The following is a 16,866-nucleotide window of genomic DNA, read 5'->3' as shown; positions in this document are numbered from 1 at the left end:
CGGGTGGCACGCGCTCTGGTCTGGTGGTGTACGGGTGGAGGGGTACCTCTCCACCGTCGTGCGGGACGGACGGAAAACGGTCCGATCGTGCCCGGGACCACCGAAACGGAGCGGTGGAACGGGCGGTTTCGGCCGGTACGTCCCGTGCCGCCACGGGGGCGGCACGGGACGCGCGGACCCTCGGCGCCCGCGGGCACCGAGGGTCCGGGACCGCGGGGGCCGTCGTCAGTCGGTGAAGGGGATCGTGATCGAGGCGCCGCCCTCGGGGCCGACCAGGATCTGTGAGGAATGGTCGCCCAGGGCGCTCCACACCTCGACGCGGACGGAGCCGCCCTCCAGGTCGCCGAGGGTTCCGTCGCCGCCCGCGACGCCCCGGTCCTGGGTGTACTCCTCCCAGCCCTCCAGGTCGTTGGTGGCGAAGTAGTGGTAGGTCTCCGTCCGGTCGTCGGTGCCGTCGCCGTCCAGGTCGTAGACCACGCGGACCTGGACCGCGTTGCCGACGCCGCCGCCCGAGTCCACCGGCAGGGAGAAGGCGGTGGCGCCGCCGGTGTGGGTTCCGGTCAGGTCGTCGGCGCGCAGGACCACCCGGTCGTCCGGCGGCAGGCCGTCCTGGTTGCGGCCTCCGGCGGAGGCGACGGTGACCGCGTCGACGGAGCCGTGCGGGGCGTCGGAGAGGGCGGAGGGGGTCAGGTGCAGGCGGCCGTCGCCGACGTTGCCCTCACCGGGGCCGCCCGGGTCACCCGGGTCGTCCGGGTCGCCGGGGTCGCCTCCGCCGCCCTCGCCCGTGGTGGAGGCCAGCGAACGCGGCTCCACGTTCAGCTGGACGCCGTCGGAGAAGGTGACGGTCAGCGGCGATCCGGTGGGGTTGAAGGCGACGTGGGTGCGCTCCCCGCCGTCGCCGAAGACCGCGTAGTGCGCGGTGTCGGCGGTGACGGAGGTGTCCACGGTGCCGACCTCGGCGAGCGTCGAGACCCACTGGTAGGTGTGCGCCTTGGACTCACCCGCCTCCGGCTCGTAGGTGTTCCACTGCTCCTCGAACATGCGCAGGGCGTCGTCGCCGTCGGAGAGGGCGCGGTGCTCCCAGTGGATGTCGCGCCAGATTCGCGGCTCGTGGCCGAGGCGGTTCACCAACGACTCGTACATCGCTCCGGCGTGTCCGGGGTCGTACCCCAGGTACAGAGAACCCGCCGTGATGGGCAGGTAGTTGATGCCGTAGTGCTCCTCCTCGCCGCCGTTCCACCAGATGCGGTAGTCCCCGCCGTCGCCCCACACCATGCCGACGACGTCGTGCCCGAAGTCCTCCGGGAAGGTGTCACCGCCGTGGTTCTGCCAGTAGCGGGTGATGGCGGAGGCCTGTGTGGTGTGCAGGTACACGCCCAGGTCGCGCAGTTCCTCGTCGCCGGTCAGGGCGCCGAAGAGCGCGGTGGCGGCGGCGAAGTGCATGCCCTCGGAGGAGGACTCCTGGTTGTTGCCGGCGGCGAACCCCGCGTGCCCGGAGGCCCATCCGTGCCCCGCGTAGGGGGAGAAGGACCGCAGGCGCGGGAACATGTCGCTGTCGGGGTTGGTCTCGGCCACGTCCCGGATCAGCATGCGGACCATGCCGCCCCAGGCGTCCTCGTCGGCCCAGGCGCTGTCGTAGCGGGCGACGACCGCCGCCGCCGAGACGAAGTAGCCGTAGTGGAAGTCGTGGTCGTTGACCTCGGTGGCGGCGCCGAAGCTGTCCGGGTAGCCGAGCATGGTGCCCCAGTCGGCCTCGTAGGCGAACTGGTGCGTGCCCCCGGCCGTGAACCAGTCCTCCAGACGGCTCCTGACCAGGTCCAGGAGCGCGTCACGGCCCGCGGTGTGGCCGATGGAGTCGGCGATGGGGACCAGCTGGGCCAGCCTGCCCAGCGCCTTGCCGTCCCAGTAGGTGTCACCGGGGGAGGGGAAGTGCTCCGACTCGGCCAACACCGCGTCGATGAGCTGGCGCATGCGGTCGTGGTCGGCGCCGTCCACGGTCGGCAGGCTGGGCAGGATGCCCTGGGCGGTCAGCTCGGTGGTGAAGCTCGCGCCCTCCACCACGCGCATCTCGCCCCTGGGGGAGGCGTAGGAGAGGTCGGTGACGGGGGTGGTGGCCTCCGCCCAGTGGTGCGGGTAGAGGGCCATGAGCGTGCCCTCCTCGCTGCCCTCGCGGGGTGTGGTCTCCAACCGGTAGGTGCTGGTCAGGGTGGCGGCGGCCTCGTCGTAGTCGTACTCCACGCGCGAGCCGGTGACGAAGGAGTGGGCGTAGGGGGCGAACGTGGCCAGGTCCTCGGGGGAGGGCAGGACCGCCACGGAGTAGTGGCCCTCGGCTCCGGTCGCCGCGGTGAAGGTGGTCCCCGAGCGCGTCCAGGGGGTGCCGGAGGGGGCGAAGAGCGCGTAGTGGCGTCCGTCCACGCTGGCGCCGATGACCGAGCCCTCCTGGTGCCAGACCTCCGGAGCGCTGGCGAAGGTCACCTGGGCGTCGCCGCCCGCGGTGTCGGCGTAGGCGAAGGGCAGGCCCTGGCCCATGGTCACGCGCAGGGTCCGTCCGGCGCCCTCCCAGTGCGCGGTGACGGTCCAGTCCCCGTGGTCGGCGACCCGGGTGTCGGGCGAGCTCAGTCCCTCGACGCCCAGGGACAGGTCGGCGGTGTGGGGGTACTCGTACTTGAGTCCGTCGCCGACGATCCGGTGGTCCTCCGGATAGCCCATCTCCAGCCCGTCCTCGTGGGGGCGGAAGCTGGCGGGGTGGGCGAAGAGGTTCTCACCGTACGGGTTGTCGGGGTAGCGCTGGAAGATCAGCGACGACCACCACTCGTTGGTGGGGGCGTGCCCCTCGAAGTCGTCGGTCACCTTGGGGTCGACCGGGGTGCCGTTCAGGTCGGAGGGGCCGGGTGCTCCGGCGGGCAGGGTGTCGCTGTAGCCGCCGGNGGCCACGGCGGTCGGCGGGGCGGAGGCCACGCCCGCCGCGCAGACCAGGGCGGTGGCGGCGGCCAGGACCGCGGTCCGCGGGGACCGCGCGCCCCTCCTCCTGGACGGGCCGGTGTCGGGGGGAGTGGGGGATGGCCGACTCCATGGGTGCTGCATGGTGTGCCTTTCGCTCGCTTCCTCGGGAGGTCGTCCCCATGTGTACGGGAGCGCTCCCAGACATGAGCCTTGGTAAATGAGTGTTCAGTTCCCCTCGGGGTGGCGCAATGCCGGGAAAGTGGAAAGTTCCCTTTCTGTTACACGGGTGGCCTTGTGGGGTTCCCTGGTACTCGGTCCCCGTTCGTCCGGGGCCGCGTCGCGGGGAGAGGGGGCGGAAGGCCGGGGCGCGCCCGCGAGACTCCTCGGGCGCCGGGGACCGGGCAGCGGAGCCCCGCCCCCCGGGGGACCGGACCGGGGACGACCGCCCGCGCCCCGCCCCTGCTCGTGGCGGCGCCGGGCCGGGATGAACCGGGCCTGTGGACAACCGCTCGACCGTCCTCCGGCTCTGGTACCAAAGGACGTATGGCCACACCCACCCCTGACAGCACCGTCTCCACCGACGCGTCCGGCGGCGCGCTGCGCGAGCGCGCCGAGGCGCACCTGCGCGCCCTGGCCGGGGACTCAGCCCGGCTGCGCGAGGACCAGTGGACCGCCATCCACGCCCTGGCGGCCGAGCACCGCAGAGCCCTCGTCGTCCAGCGCACCGGCTGGGGCAAGTCCGCGGTGTACTTCGTGGCCACCGCCCTCAGGCGCGCCGAGGGGGCGGGACCCACCGTCATCGTCTCCCCGCTGCTGGCGCTGATGCGCAACCAGATCGCAGCGGCCGAGCGCGCGGGCATCCGCGCGCGCACCATCAACAGCTCCAACACCACCGACTGGGAGACCACCTACGCCGACGTGGCGGCGGGCCTGGTCGACGTGCTGCTGGTCAGCCCCGAACGCCTCAACAATCCGGAGTTCCGCGACCGGGTCCTGCCCGAACTGGCCGCGGGGGCGGGCCTGGTCGTCATCGACGAGGCCCACTGCGTCTCCGACTGGGGACACGACTTCCGCCCCGACTACCGGCGCATCCGCTCCCTGCTGCACGACCTGCCCGACGGCATCCCGGTGCTGGCCACCACCGCCACCGCCAACGAGCGCGTCACCCACGACGTCGCCGAGCAGCTCCAGGCGGGCGACGGACGCCGGGACACCCTCGTCCTGCGCGGGTCCCTGGAGCGCGAGAGCCTGCGCCTGGCCGTCGCCCGGCTGCCCGACCCCACCGCGCGGCTCAGCTGGCTGGCCGAGCACCTGCCCAAGATCGAGGGCTCGGGCATCGTCTACGCGCTCACCGTCAGCGCCGCCCAGGAGACCGCCCGCTTCCTGGCCGAACAGGGGATGGACGTACGCGCCTACACCGGCCAGACCGACCCCGACGAGCGCCGCGAGGCCGAGGACGACCTGCTCGCCAACCGGGTCAAGGCGCTGGTCGCCACCAGCGCGCTGGGGATGGGCTTCGACAAGCCCGACCTGGGATTCGTCGTGCACATGGGGGCGCCGCAGTCCCCGATCTCCTACTACCAGCAGGTCGGCCGGGCCGGACGAGGCGTGCGGCGGGCCGAGGCGGTGCTGCTGCCCGGCCGCGAGGACACCCGGATCTGGGAGTACTTCGCCGGACTGTCCTTCCCGCCCGAGCAGACCGTGCGCCAGACCCTGGAGGTGCTCGCCGAGGCCGGGGGTCCCCTGTCCCTCGCGCACCTGGAGACCCGGGTGGACCTGCGCCGCACCCGCCTGGAACAGATGCTCAAGGTGCTGGACGTGGACGGGGCCGTCCGCCGGGTCCGGGGCGGCTGGGAGGCCACCGGACAGCCGTGGACCTACGACGTCGACCGGTACGCGGCCGTCAGCGCGGCGCGTGAGCGCGAACAGCGCGCGATGTTGGACTACCTCGACCTCGACACCTGCCGGATGGAGTTCCTGCGCCGCCAGCTGGACGACCCCCAGGCCGCCCCCTGCGGGCGCTGCGACGTGTGCACGGGGGAGTACTGGCCCACGGACGTCGACCCGGGCCGACGCGAGGCCGCCGCCGAGCACCTGGACCGGCCGGGCACGCCGATCGCGCCCCGGCGCCAGTGGCCGACCGGGATGAGCACCCTTGGTGTGAACCTGTCGGGGAGGATCAGGGAGGACCTCCGGGCGGGGGAGGGCCGCGCCCTGGGCCGTCTCACCGACATCGGCTGGGGCAACGAGCTGCGCCGCGTCCTGGCCGCCGACGCTCCCGACGCGCCCGTGGACGAGCGGATGCTCCAGGGCGTGGTGCGGGTCCTGGCCTCCTGGGACTGGGAGCGGCGCCCGGTCGGGGTGGTGGCGATGCCCTCGCTCACCCGTCCCGGAACGATCACCGACCTGGCCGAGCGGCTGTCCCGGCTCGGGCGTCTGGAGCCCCTGGGAACGTTGGAGTACCGCACCGAGCAGGGCACCGGGCCCCGCAGACACAACAGCGCGATGCGCCTGGAACAGGTGTACTCGGCGCTCGTGGCGGGGGAGGAGCTCACCGAGCGGATGGCGCGGCTCCAGGAGCGGACACCGGGACCGGTGCTGCTGGTCGACGACTACTCCGACACCGGATGGAGCCTCACCGTGGGCGCCGCGCTGCTACGCGGAGCCGGTGCGCCCGAGGTCCTTCCGCTGACCCTGGCCACCACCGGCGCCTGAGCGCCCCCGGAAACGATGTCCAGGGCCTGCACCACGGGGGTCCGGTCCGGGCCTCCTGGGCGCTCGAACAGGATGAGTACCGCGCGGAGCGCCCCGGCGGGCGACGGCGGGCCACGAAGGGGGAGACGCTGCGGCCGAAGGCCCCGAGAGCACCGTCTAGCGGATGCGCTGGCCGCGCGGGGCACCGCGGCGGACCGGCTGGCCCTCGCCCAGGTTCGGGCGTGCGCCCGGCTGGTGCAGGGCGGACGCGGCCAGGTGGTGGGCCCGGCCCAACGCCTCCTTGGGGTGACGGCCGAGCAGCCACGCGGGCAGGAAACCGGCGATGAACGCGTCACCCGCGCCCACCGAACCCGGAGACGGGTCAACCGGCTCGGCCGGCGCGGTCACGCAGTCCTCGCGGGTCTTGGACGCCCACAGGCCGCCCTTCTCACCGAGCTTGAGCACCACGTTCGGGAACCAGGCGGTCAGCACCTTCGCGGCGGCCTCGGGCTCGTCCCGACCGGTCAGCACCCGGGCCTGGTCGAGGTTGGCGAACAGCAGACGCGCCCCCTGCGTCCAGTCCAGGAAGTTCTCCGCGCCCGCGCGCTTCAGCGGAGCGTGCGAACCGCCGTCCACCGAGATCGACATCCCGCTCTCACGGGCCATCCGCAGCGCCACCCGGGCGGCGCGCCGGGAGTCGGGGTTGATCAGCGTGTACCCCGACACGTGCAGGTGCCCGTCGGGACCGAACACGTCACGGGGCAGGTCCTCGGGCTGGAGGCGGGCGTTGGCGCCCGGATCGCTCAACATCGTCCGGTCACCCCGGTGCGTGATCATCACCACGCAGGTACCGGTGGGCCGTTCGGGGTCCATCACCATGCGCGAGTCCAGGCCGTACCCCATGAGCTCCATCTCCCGGGTACGGCCGGTGATGTCGGAGCCGCGGCGACCGACGAACGTGGTGTCGACACCCTCCACGGCCAGCCACGAGGCGATGTTCGCCCCGGAACCTCCGCCGTACATGATCACGGACGCCGGAGTGTCGCTGCCGCGGGCCAACGGGTGGAACGCGCGCGCGACGGCGTCGGTCATCAAGTCACCGATCACGACCACTCGTGTCATTTCGCCAGCCACCGCCGAGGGTTATAAGAATCCGTGCTCGCACGACGTTAACAGGTGAACCGTCAGCGGCGTGTAACGAAGTGACAGCGCCCGGGACACACCGGGCGCCCCCGGAACCGGCCGTTCGTCGTTTAGTCTCACAGTCGTGCAGTCCTACCCGAACCACTGGGAAGCCGACGTCGTCCTGACCGACGGAGGCACCGCGCACCTGCGCCCCATCACCCCTGAAGACGCCGACCTGCTCCGCGAGTTCCACGCCCGGCTCTCCCCGGAGACCGTCTACTACCGGTTCTTCGCGCCCTACCCCCGACTCTCCGACCGCGACGTCAGACGCTTCACCACGGTCGACTACGAGGACCGTGTGGCGTTGGTCGCCACCATCTCCGACTCCCTCGTCTCCGTGGTGCGCTACGACAAGGTGGCGCCGGAGGAGGCCGAGGTCGCCTTCGTCGTGGAGGACGCCCACCAGGGCCGCGGCCTGGCCTCGGTGATGCTGGAGCACATCGGCGCCGCCGCGCGCGAACGCGGCATGCGCCGCTTCATCGCCGACGTGCTGCCCGAGAACCGACGGATGATCAACGTCTTCCGGGAGGCCGGGTACACCGCCCAGCAGACCTTCGACGAGGGCGTCATCCGCCTCACCCTGGACCTCCAGCCCACCGACGACTCCACCGAGGTCATGCGGGCACGCGAACAGCGCGCCGAGTCGCGCTCCATCGCACGCCTGCTCTTCCCCAACTCGGTCGCGGTCATCGGCGCCAGCCGCACCGCGCACACCATCGGCCAGACCTCCCTGCGTAACCTGCTCGGCGGAGAGTTCCAGGGCCCCGTCTACCCGGTCCACCCCGAGGCCAAGGCGGTCGTGGGGGTACGCGCCTACCCCTCGGTCCTGGACATCCCCGACCAGGTCGACCTCGCCGTCGTGGCGGTCCGCGCCGACATGGTCGTCGACGTGGTCGAGCAGTGCGCCGAGAAGGGCGTGCACGGGCTGGTCGTGGTCAGTTCCGGATTCGGCGAGACCGGCCCGGAGGGCCGCGCCCGCCAGGACGAACTGGTGCGCACCGCACGCGCGGCCGGGATGCGCGTGGTCGGCCCCAACTGCCTGGGCATCGCCAACAGCGATCCCGCGGTCTCCCTCAACGCCACCCTGTCCCCGGACCTGCCGCCCACCGGCACGATCGGGTTCTTCTCCCAGTCCGGCGCGCTGGGCCGCGCCATCCTCCAGCGCGTCGCCGAACGCGGGATGGGCCTGTCCACCTTCGTCTCCGCGGGCAACCGCGCAGACGTGTCCGGCAACGACCTCATGCAGTACTGGCAGGAGGACCCCGCCACCGAGGTGGTGCTCCAGTACCTGGAGTCGCTGGGCAACCCGCGCAAGTTCACCCGCCTGGCCCGGCGCCTGGCCAAGCAGAAGCCGGTCGTGGCGGTGCGCAGCGGCGGTTCGGCGCGGACCACCCCCACCGGCCACGCCGCGGGCGGGCTATCCCTGCCCGACTACGCGGTCACCTCGCTGTTCCAGCAGGCCGGCGTGGTGCGGGTGGACGACATCACGCAGATGTTCGACGCCGCCCAGGTGTTCGCCTACCAACCCCTGCCCGAGGGGCCCCGCGTGGGCATCATCGGCAACTCCGACTCCCTGGAACTCCTGGTCAAGGACGCCGCCGTCCGCCAGGGACTCAAACCACACGATCCGGTCAACCTGGGGCCGCAGGCCACCGCGGAGGACTTCGACCGCGCCCTGGAGACGGTTCTGGCCGCCGAGGACGTGCACTCGGTCGTGGTCGTGTTCGTGCCCGCGCTGCACCCCATCTCCGACGACGTCGCCCGGGTGCTGCGGGCCCGCTCCCTGAACTCCACCAAGCCCATCGTCACCACCTACCTGGCCCGCCAGGGGGTCCCCGAGGAGTTGCGCCAGGTCGGCGAGCGGGGCCAGACCCTGCGCGGCTCCGTGCCCTCCTACCCGTCGCCCGAGGACGCCGTGCGCGCGCTGGCCTACGCCACCCGCTACGCCCAGTGGCGCAACCGCAAGCCCGGGCGCCACCCCGAACTGCCCGACATCGACCGGGCCCGCGCCCGCGCCACCATCACCCGCGCCCTCAGGAACGCCACCCCCTCGGAGGAGGACATCGCCTGGTTCGGCGGGGAGCGCCGCTACGACGAGGAGAAGGCGATCTCCGGGGAGGACGCCCGCGACCTGCTGGCCTGCTACGGCATCGCCGCCTACCCCGACATCCCGGTGACGTCGGAGGAGGAGGCCGTGGTGGCCGCCGGGGAACTGGGCTATCCGGCGGTGGTCAAGGCCGACTCCCCGGACCTGCGCCTGCGCGCGGGCGGTACCTTCGTCCGCGCCGACCTGCGCACCCCCGAGGACGTGCGCAGCGCCTTCGCCTCCCTGCACGACCGCTTCGGCGCGGAGGCCTCCCTCGTCGTGCAGCGCATGGCGGCACCCGGGGTGCCCACGGTCATCCGGGCGGGGGACAACCAGTCCTTCGGCTCGGTGGTCTCCTTCGGGCTGGCGGACGTGACCGCCGAACTCCTCGACGACCGGGCGTTCCGGCTGGCACCGCTCACCGACATGGACGCCGCCGACATCATCCACGCCGTGCGCGCCGCCCCCCTGCTGTTCGGACTGCCCGCCGGCGCGACCTCGCTCGCCGAGCAGCCCAACGTGGAGGCCCTGGAGGAACTGCTCATCCGGGTGTCGCGCCTGGTGGAGGCCTTCCCCGAGATCGGCTACGTCGACCTGGACCCGGTCCTGGTCAACGCCACCGGCGCCCACGTCCTGGGAGCGCGCATGTGGCTGCGCGAGGCCCCCGAGGTACGGCCCGACGTCGGGCCCCGACGGCTGCGCGGGGTGACGTTCTGATCATGGGTTGGGCGTCCCGTTTCACATCCCGGTCGCGAAGTGTCACGGGAAGGGGGCAGGATAGGAGTATGAGGAAAACACGTGCCGTGTCCACGGACTGGCGGTTGGAGATCGAACGCAGCGGGTACTACCCCGCGCTGGTGATCGACGCCGTCTCCACGGCCCTGGGCAACGAGAGCGCCGACGCGTTCGTCGTGCACCACGAGGCGACCTTCGACCCGGCCATGGAGATGCGTCGTCACATCACGGTGATGCTGCTGACGGCGACCCGTCTCGTGGTGTGCCACACCGACGAGCACCCACCGACCGAACCCGGTGGCACCTCGCACGCCTCCACCACGACCGACAGCATCCAGCTGGGCAACGTCCAGTCGGTGGCCCTGACCCGCGTGGTGCCCAACCCGGCCCAGTACACCCCGGGCAGCATGCCCAGCGAGCTGGTGCTGAGCGTCAACCTGTCCGTGAACTGGGGAGCGATCGCCCACATCGACCTCGAACCGGCCTCCTGCGCCGACGAGACCTGCGAGCTCGACCACGGCTACACCGGCGCGATCACCGCGGAGCCCCTCACCCTGCGGGTCAGCGAGGCCGCGGACGGCGCCGGGGCGGTCGTGGCCATGATGCACTTCGCCGACGCCCTGTCCGAGGCGACCACCCGACGCTGAGAGGTGGGGGGACGGCGTGGGATCCGTGCCTCCCCGCCCACCGCGCACACGAGTACGGACCCGGAGAAAGGCCAGCCCGCGATGACGCAGTCACCGCCCCCCACCGGCGACACACCCCTGGTACGCCTGACCGTCGACCGTGCCATCGCCACCATCACCCTCGACTCCCCCCGCAACCGCAACGCGCTGTCCGCGCGGCTGCGCTCGGAGCTGTCCAAGGCCCTCGCCGACGCGGTGGCCGACGACGATGTGCGCGGCGTCGTACTCACCGGGACGGGACCCGTGTTCTGCGCGGGAGCCGACCTCAAGGAGGTCGGCGCGGCGCTGCGGGGCGAGCCGGTCGAACCGGCGCCCGAACTCCCCGAGATCTTCGAGCAGATCATGGCCGCCCCCACGCCGGTGGTCGCCGTCCTCAACGGCGCCGCCCGCGCCGGGGGCATCGGGCTGGTGGCCGCCGCCGACATCGCCCTGGCGCCCGAGAGCGCCACGTTCGCCTTCACCGAGGTGCGCATCGGCGTGGTCCCCGCCATCATCTCCGTCCCGGTGTCCGCCCGGATGCACTCACGCCAGCTCAGCCGCTACTACCTCACCGGCGAGTCGTTCGACGCCTCCGCCGCCGCCGATGCGGGGCTCATCACCCAGGCCGTCCCCGACAGCGGCATGGAGAACGCCGTGGACGCCGTCCTCCGAGGGCTGCGCGGCGCGGCTCCGCGCGCGCTGTACCGCACCAAGGAACTCCTGGGCGAACTCGGCTCGGGCGCACTCGCCGCCCCCGACCGGCGCGCCGACGCCTTCACCCGGATGGGCGAGCTGTCCGCCGAGTTCTTCGCCGGTGAGGACGCCGCCGAGGGCCGCGCCTCCTTCTTCGAGAAGCGTCCGCCCCGCTGGGCCCGGTAGCCCGGGTCCGGGGAACCAGGGTGGGGACCGGAGCCGAACGTGCCCGGAGACCCGTGTCACCCGGGTGCGTCCGCTCCCACACACAGGCCACAATGGTCGGGTGAGTTACTCCGGAGATACCAGGGTCGGCGGCCCCGCCGACCTGCGACGACTACCGAACCTGACGATCACCAAGCTGGCCGTCGGCCCGATGGACAACAACGCCTACCTGCTGCGGTGCCGTGCCACCGGCGAGGCGGTCCTCATCGACGCGGCGGCCGAACCCGAGCGCATCCTGGAGCTGATCGGTGAGGAGGGACTGACCCGGGTGGTCACCACCCACCGCCACCAGGACCACTGGCAGGCCCTCGCCGAGGTCGTGGGCCAGACCGGAGCCCGCACCGTCGCCCACCCCGACGACAGCGACGAACTCCCGGTCTCCGTGGACGAACCCGTCGTGCACGGAACGCGCGTCCCCGTCGGGGAGAGCTCCCTCACCGTCATCCACCTGCGTGGACACACCCCCGGATCGATCGCTCTGCGCTACGACGACCCCGAGGGCCGCACCCACCTGTTCACGGGCGACTCCCTCTTCCCGGGCGGGGTCGGCCGCACCTGGTCGGACGAGGACTTCAGGGTCCTGTTCGCGGACGTGGAGGAGCGCCTGTTCGGCGTGCTGGCCGACGACACCTGGGTCTATCCGGGACACGGGCGCGACACCACCCTGGGCGCCGAGCGCCCGCACCTCGGGGAGTGGCGCGAGCGCGGCTGGTAGGTCCGGCCGTCGGAACCGGGCCGACAGGGGCCTCAGGCCCCGTAGCAGCAGAAGCCGACATGCCCGAGGTGGGCGGCCACCGCCTCGGGCATGGGGACACCCACGGCGAGCGCACGGTGGAAGAGGAGCATGGCCTCTCCGGTCCCGGTGTCCTCGACGGGGACCGGACTGGCCACCACCGTGCGGACTCCGGCGGCGAGCAGCGCACCGGTGAACCCCAGCGGGGCACCGGCCCTCCTCGCGAACCCCCGACCGCTCCAGCAGGTCGACAGGACCACCACGTCCGGGGTTCGGGACAGGGCGGTCAGGTCGCAGGCCAGCAGGGGGCCGTCGCCCAGCGCGATCGAGGCGAGCATGGGCGAGCGGTCGGGGACGCGCCCGTGCCCCGCCAGGTGGACGAGGTCGGCCCGGCCGAAAGCGGCCAGGACGTCGGAGCGGGGAGCCCGGCCGGCGGTGAGCACCCGCGCTCCCGGATGGAGCCCGGCCAGCTCGGCGACCTCGCGTCCGGCCCCGGCGGGTTCGGGGGCCGCCACCAGCAGGACCCGTTCCGGCGGGAGGTGCGCGGGGGAACCGGAGGCCGTCCGCTCCAGCCAGAACCCGGCGGTGGGCACCAGGGTCAACGCCCGGCCCCGTAGCGCGGGCAGCATGCCCCACGGGGGATCGCCGAGGTAGGCGTCACCGGCCACGATGAGGGGTCGGTCCCCGATGAGCGGCAGCAGCGGTGCGAGGAGGGCGCGGCAGCCGTCGTCTGCGGCCTCGTGGACATCGGCTCCGGACGTGCTTCCGGTGTACGACGCCCGGTGCGTGAACCGGGCGAGGGCCCGCGCCACCCGGGTGAACGGGCCCAGGACGCGGGCGTGCACCCGTCCGGCCACGGCCACGAGCGCCACGGCGTTCCCGCCGGCCCGCGTGTACCGGACGAACGCCTGATCACCGAGCCGCTCCAGCAGAGTGTCGGTCACCGGCGCCGGAACTCGGGCCTCCTGCGGCGTGCCTGTGGGAGCAGGCGGAGGGGAGGCGGGAGGCGCGGCGGCCAGACGGGCGGCGCGGACCTCGTGATGCGCCTGCCAGCGGGTGGACTCCATGCGCCGGACGATGGGGTGTGGATCCCGGCCGTGGACCAGGGCCTCGCGGTAGTGGTCGGACAGCGATGCCGTCGCCGGTGTGCGCACGCGGGGACCGGGCACGTGGGACAGCGCCCAGGTACGGGCCAGCTCCGCCCATTCCAGTGCGGTGGCCGGTTTCCCGGCGGCGAGCGCGTTCTCCAGACCCGCCTGGACCACGTGCGGGTCCTGGGCCGCGTCCGCGAGCCAGGGGCCCGGGGCGGGAGACACGGCTCCGTCCAGGGCGTTCAGGGCCCGGTGGGAGGAGAGCCGGCGGCGTGACCGCGGTGCCGCCAGGGGTGTCCGAACGGTCAGGGCGTTCCTGGCGCGGACCACCGGGGACGCGGGGCGGTCGGCGCGAAGGGCGATCCTCTCCAGGCGGACGGCCAGTCGGTGCCACAGCGAGTCCGTGCCCAGCGCGTACCGGACCAGGCGGGTCAACTCGACCGTGCGTCGATGGTCTCCCCGCAGATACCGCAGTTTGGCCTCCACCAGCATGGTGCTCGCCGACGCGGACGCGTCGTCGGTCCAGGGCACGTCCGCGAGCGCCGTCGCCGCCTCCTCCACCAGGCCTTCGGCCAGCAGGGCCTCGGCCAGGTCCACGTGCAGGGCCTCCCTCCGGTCGGAGGGCAGCCGGTCGGTCAGGCCGTGGAAGATGGCGATGGCCGTGGAGGTGTCGCCCCGGTAGAGGCTCAGGCAGCCCAGGTTCTGGCGGATGACCATGCTCATCAGCGGCAGGCGGCGCTCCTCCGCGAGGGACCGTGCCTCGTGCAGATGGTCCTCGGCCTGCGCGAAACGGCCGCACAGCGTTTGTGCCAGTCCCAGGTTGAGCAGCACCCCCGGCATCACCGTCGCGGACTCGGACACCGGGTGGCCGCGTATGCGCCGGCACACGCCGTCCAGCAGCGTCACGGTCTGTTCGAACATGCCGCTCTGGGCCAGCCGGACCCCTCGGGTCACGTGCCCGAGCAGGAACCTGCCGGAGCGCAGCGCGCCGTCATCGAGTCCGTCCGCACGGGAAAAGGGCGGGGGAGGGGTCGGAGGAACGGTCGGTGGGGCGGTCGGGTGGGAGTGAGCGGTCGGGCGGGAGCCCGGAGAGAGGGGGTCTGGCTGGGCGCACAGGGACAAGGCTGCTGCCTTTCGCTGAGGGGCTGGCCGCCCTCAGTGATAACAGCGGGGGAGGGGTGCGCGGGAGGGGCGAGGCGGACCTGTGGACAAGTCGGCGGGTGCGAAACCGGACGAACCCGGGTGAAGGATCACCAACGGACGTGGGTTCACGCGCGCCTTCAATCCGAATTCGGAGTGTCCCGTTCTGTGACGGTTGGGACGTCGCTCGGCGCGGCTCCGAGGGCTGAGGACCTGAGGCCGTGCGGTCAGATGGTGAACCAGCCGGTGACCACCGGCCTGTGCCCCGCCCTGTGCAGTGACAGGCTGATCGGCCCCCGAGCCAGCCCGGGCAGGGCGAAGCCACCGTCGTCGTCGAGCCATACGCCCTCCGTGGAACCGGGACGGCGCACGCGCAGGAACACGTGGTCGTACTCCCCGGTGGCCAGTCCCGACACCGAGCGCAGCCGGCCGTGTGACTGGACACGGAGATCCACGGTGATGTCCTCGTGCGCGAACCGCAGGGCGGCGACCAGTGTGCCGTCCGAGGAACGGAAGGTCTCGGCACCGGGGACGGTCTCCTCGGTCAGGTGCGCCATGTCGGCGTTGTCGTCACCGCGGTCGAAGGCGGCCAGGGCGGCGGACCTTCCCTCCAACGCCCACGTCGGTTCGGTCTGGTCTCTCACGTCGGGTCCTCCAGGAAACGGCGAAGTCTGCGGAGCATGCGGCGCCGCTGGTTGGCCGCGGTCCTCGCGTGGACCTGGCCGTCAGCGGGCCGTGAAGCGTCGGAGGGCGTGGGCGGCCCCGCGAACTCGTTGAGGAAGCGGAGGGCGGCCCGTCGTTCTCCGGGGTCGGTGAGTCGCTGGATCGCGCGGTGCAGCTCCTCGCGCTCCTCCTTGCGCAGGTACTCCGCCTCCGGGCCGGACGTCTCGGGGAGGGCACGGTGGGCGAGGCTCTGGGGATCGATCGGCTGAAGACGGGCGCTGTGGCGGCGCTGGCGGCCGCAGACGTCGCGGGTGACCCGGCGCAACCAGGCGCGGAGGCGCTCCGGCGAGTGCAGGCGGGGCAGGTGCTGGTTGAGGGTGAGCCACACCGTCTGCACGGCGTCCTCCCGGTCCGGGGCGGACAGGTGATAGGAGCGCGCGACCGCGTTCACGACGGGTAGGTGGCGATCCACGATGATCTCCCAGGCCGCTCGCTCACCATGGGTCGCCCGCCACACGAGCTCGGCGTCGCTGGGGGACGGGGCCTGCGCGTCGGAGTGCCCGTTGCCGTCGGGGGAGTCGGCGGAGGCGTTGGAGAAGGACGCGTCGGCGGAGGCGTCAGAGAAGGACCCGCCGGGAGGGGACGGAACCGAGTCGGGGGAGAGGGCTGGCTCCGGGGGAGAGAGGGGGTCCCGGGACGGGTCCGGGGTGGTGCGCGGGTGTGGAGTGGTGGATGGGGCCGAGTCGGCGGATGGAGCCGGGTGGGGAGCGGCGGATGGGTTCGGGTTGGGGGCCAGTTCGGAGTTAGGGATGTCCGGATCGGTGTCGTCTGCCTCGCGTTCGCCGTATTCGGTCACGTCTTGTTCGGTCTGCCCCGGATTGGGTTCGGCCGTATCACGGCTGGTTGTGGCCGGAACTGGCAACGGTGGGGGTGCTTCCTCCCCCGAAAAGGCCGAAAGTACGGTTTGGGGAGGTGCCTGGGCGTCATCGATGCTCTCGTGCGACTGGTCTGACACACCCGCCCCCACTATGATCGGACTCCCGCTCGCCTGGGATCACGCTAGTCTCTGGAGCCTCGGGTCGCGGTGGGAACGCTGGAAAAACCAAAGTGATCGCTGGTTCTCAGGGTGCCCTTGGGGCACAATGGGGCAAAAGCATCCAGGCGGGTATGCAACCTTCTCGTGGTACGAGGGCGTCGGGGAAGCGCACTCGTTCGTATCAGGAGGTTCGGTGTCCGCACGTGGCGTCTTGTACGTCCACTCCGCGCCCGCGGCGCTGTGCCCACACGTCGAGTGGGCGGTCGCGGGCGTCGTTGGAGTACCCGTGAAACTCGATTGGGTCGCCCAACCGGCGGCGCCTGGCAACCACCGTGCCGAGCTCAACTGGCAGGGGAAGCCGGGAACCGCGGGCGCGGTGGCCTCGGCGCTGAACACGTGGCAGCGCCTGCGCTTCGAGGTGACCGAGGAGGGGTCGCCCGGCTGTGACGGCGTGCGCTACAGCTACACGCCGACCCTTGGCATGTTCACCGCTGTCACCAGCGCCGCCGGGGAGGTCCTCGTGCCCGAGGGCCGCCTGCGCCTGGCCATGGAACAGGCCGCCGCCGACGGTACCGACCTGGCCGCCGAGATCGAACGCCTCACCGGCCGTGCCTGGGACGAGGAACTGGAACCCTTCCGTTACGCGGGTGACGGCGCTCCCGTGCGTTGGCTTCACGCGGTCGGCTGACCCAACGATTACCCCCAGGCACCGGAGGGTTTTCCACAGGTGGTGGTTGGGGCTGTCCCGGGGTGGGATCGTGATGGTTTCCTGGAAATAGGGGGGATCCCACCCCTGCGCGCTTCGGCATGCCCACAATCTCGTGGAGGGATGGGCAGAGAGGCGGAATCCAAGGATCCGGGAGCCTCAGAGCGCGGGGATCCGGAATCAAAGAGCCTGGAACAGGACTTTGAGGATGGATGTTCCGACAAGGCCAGTGGGCGGGCATTTGATGAGCGCCAGAGGATCCCCTGGGAGA

11 protein-coding genes are annotated in these 16,866 nt (G+C 72.3%); 6 read left to right on the top strand and 5 right to left on the bottom strand.

What is annotated here, in order from left to right:
• Nucleotides 1-225 precede the first annotated feature (225 nt).
• Nucleotides 226-3,084, bottom strand: coding sequence for a glycosyl hydrolase (locus D455_RS0119160; RefSeq protein ID WP_241480279.1), 2,859 nt, complete (start codon nucleotides 3,082-3,084; stop codon nucleotides 226-228).
• A 402-nt stretch (nucleotides 3,085-3,486) separates the two neighbouring features.
• Between D455_RS0119160 and D455_RS0119155 the strand changes: the two genes are divergently transcribed.
• The gene (locus tag D455_RS0119155) at nucleotides 3,487-5,658 is read left to right on the top strand and encodes a RecQ family ATP-dependent DNA helicase (RefSeq protein WP_017572321.1); all 2,172 of its coding nucleotides are present in this window, start codon (nucleotides 3,487-3,489) and stop codon (nucleotides 5,656-5,658) included.
• Between the two features lie 156 nt (nucleotides 5,659-5,814).
• Here the strand turns inward: D455_RS0119155 and D455_RS0119150 are convergent, their stop codons facing one another.
• A complete protein-coding gene (locus tag D455_RS0119150; protein ID WP_017572320.1) occupies nucleotides 5,815-6,750 on the bottom strand; it encodes a carbohydrate kinase family protein in 936 nt (311 codons plus the stop codon).
• A 154-nt stretch (nucleotides 6,751-6,904) separates the two neighbouring features.
• Here D455_RS0119150 and D455_RS0119145 point away from each other — a divergent pair, with 154 nt between their 5' ends.
• The 4 genes from D455_RS0119145 to D455_RS0119130 all read left to right on the top strand — a co-directional run bounded on the left by D455_RS0119145 (nucleotide 6,905) and on the right by D455_RS0119130 (nucleotide 11,941).
• A complete protein-coding gene (locus tag D455_RS0119145; protein ID WP_017572319.1) occupies nucleotides 6,905-9,625 on the top strand; it encodes a bifunctional acetate--CoA ligase family protein/GNAT family N-acetyltransferase in 2,721 nt (906 codons plus the stop codon).
• A gap of 86 nt (nucleotides 9,626-9,711) precedes the next feature.
• On the top strand, nucleotides 9,712-10,290 hold the full coding sequence (locus D455_RS0119140) for a DUF5998 family protein (RefSeq protein ID WP_017572318.1): 579 nt from the start codon (nucleotides 9,712-9,714) through the stop codon (nucleotides 10,288-10,290).
• Between the two features lie 81 nt (nucleotides 10,291-10,371).
• Nucleotides 10,372-11,187: an enoyl-CoA hydratase-related protein gene (locus D455_RS0119135; protein ID WP_017572317.1), complete on the top strand. Its 816-nt coding sequence runs from the start codon at nucleotides 10,372-10,374 to the stop codon at nucleotides 11,185-11,187.
• Nucleotides 11,188-11,287: 100 nt separating this feature from the next.
• Entirely contained in the window at nucleotides 11,288-11,941 is a 654-nt protein-coding gene (locus D455_RS0119130; RefSeq protein ID WP_017572316.1) for an MBL fold metallo-hydrolase, read from the top strand.
• Between the two features lie 32 nt (nucleotides 11,942-11,973).
• Here the strand turns inward: D455_RS0119130 and D455_RS0119125 are convergent, their stop codons facing one another.
• The 3 genes from D455_RS0119125 to D455_RS36045 form a co-directional block, all read right to left on the bottom strand.
• Complete coding sequence (locus D455_RS0119125; protein ID WP_026122778.1) at nucleotides 11,974-14,172, bottom strand: CHAT domain-containing protein; 2,199 nt, start codon at nucleotides 14,170-14,172, stop codon at nucleotides 11,974-11,976.
• Between the two features lie 245 nt (nucleotides 14,173-14,417).
• Entirely contained in the window at nucleotides 14,418-14,834 is a 417-nt protein-coding gene (locus D455_RS0119120; protein ID WP_017572314.1) for a hypothetical protein, read from the bottom strand.
• A complete protein-coding gene (locus D455_RS36045; protein WP_017572313.1) occupies nucleotides 14,831-15,709 on the bottom strand; it encodes a sigma-70 family RNA polymerase sigma factor in 879 nt (292 codons plus the stop codon). The genes D455_RS0119120 and D455_RS36045 overlap by 4 nt, the downstream gene beginning before the upstream one ends.
• 373 nt (nucleotides 15,710-16,082) lie before the next feature.
• Between D455_RS36045 and D455_RS0119110 the strand changes: the two genes are divergently transcribed.
• A complete protein-coding gene (locus D455_RS0119110; protein WP_026122777.1) occupies nucleotides 16,083-16,577 on the top strand; it encodes a DUF3145 domain-containing protein in 495 nt (164 codons plus the stop codon).
• The last annotated feature ends 289 nt before the right edge of the window (nucleotides 16,578-16,866 follow it).

Source organism: Nocardiopsis halotolerans DSM 44410, assembly GCF_000341065.1.
In the GTDB taxonomy this organism is placed as follows: domain Bacteria; phylum Actinomycetota; class Actinomycetes; order Streptosporangiales; family Streptosporangiaceae; genus Nocardiopsis; species Nocardiopsis halotolerans.
The sequence above is the reverse complement of the archived record's forward strand: the minus strand, read 5'-3'. Positions and strand labels throughout refer to the sequence as shown.

What these genes read in the sequence shown, in the direction of transcription:
- D455_RS0119135 (WP_017572317.1), top strand. Translation starts at nt 10,372, where the DNA reads ATGACGCAGTCACCGCCCCCCACCGGCGACACACCCCTGGTACGCCTG.
- D455_RS0119155 (WP_017572321.1), top strand. Translation starts at nt 3,487, where the DNA reads ATGGCCACACCCACCCCTGACAGCACCGTCTCCACCGACGCGTCCGGC.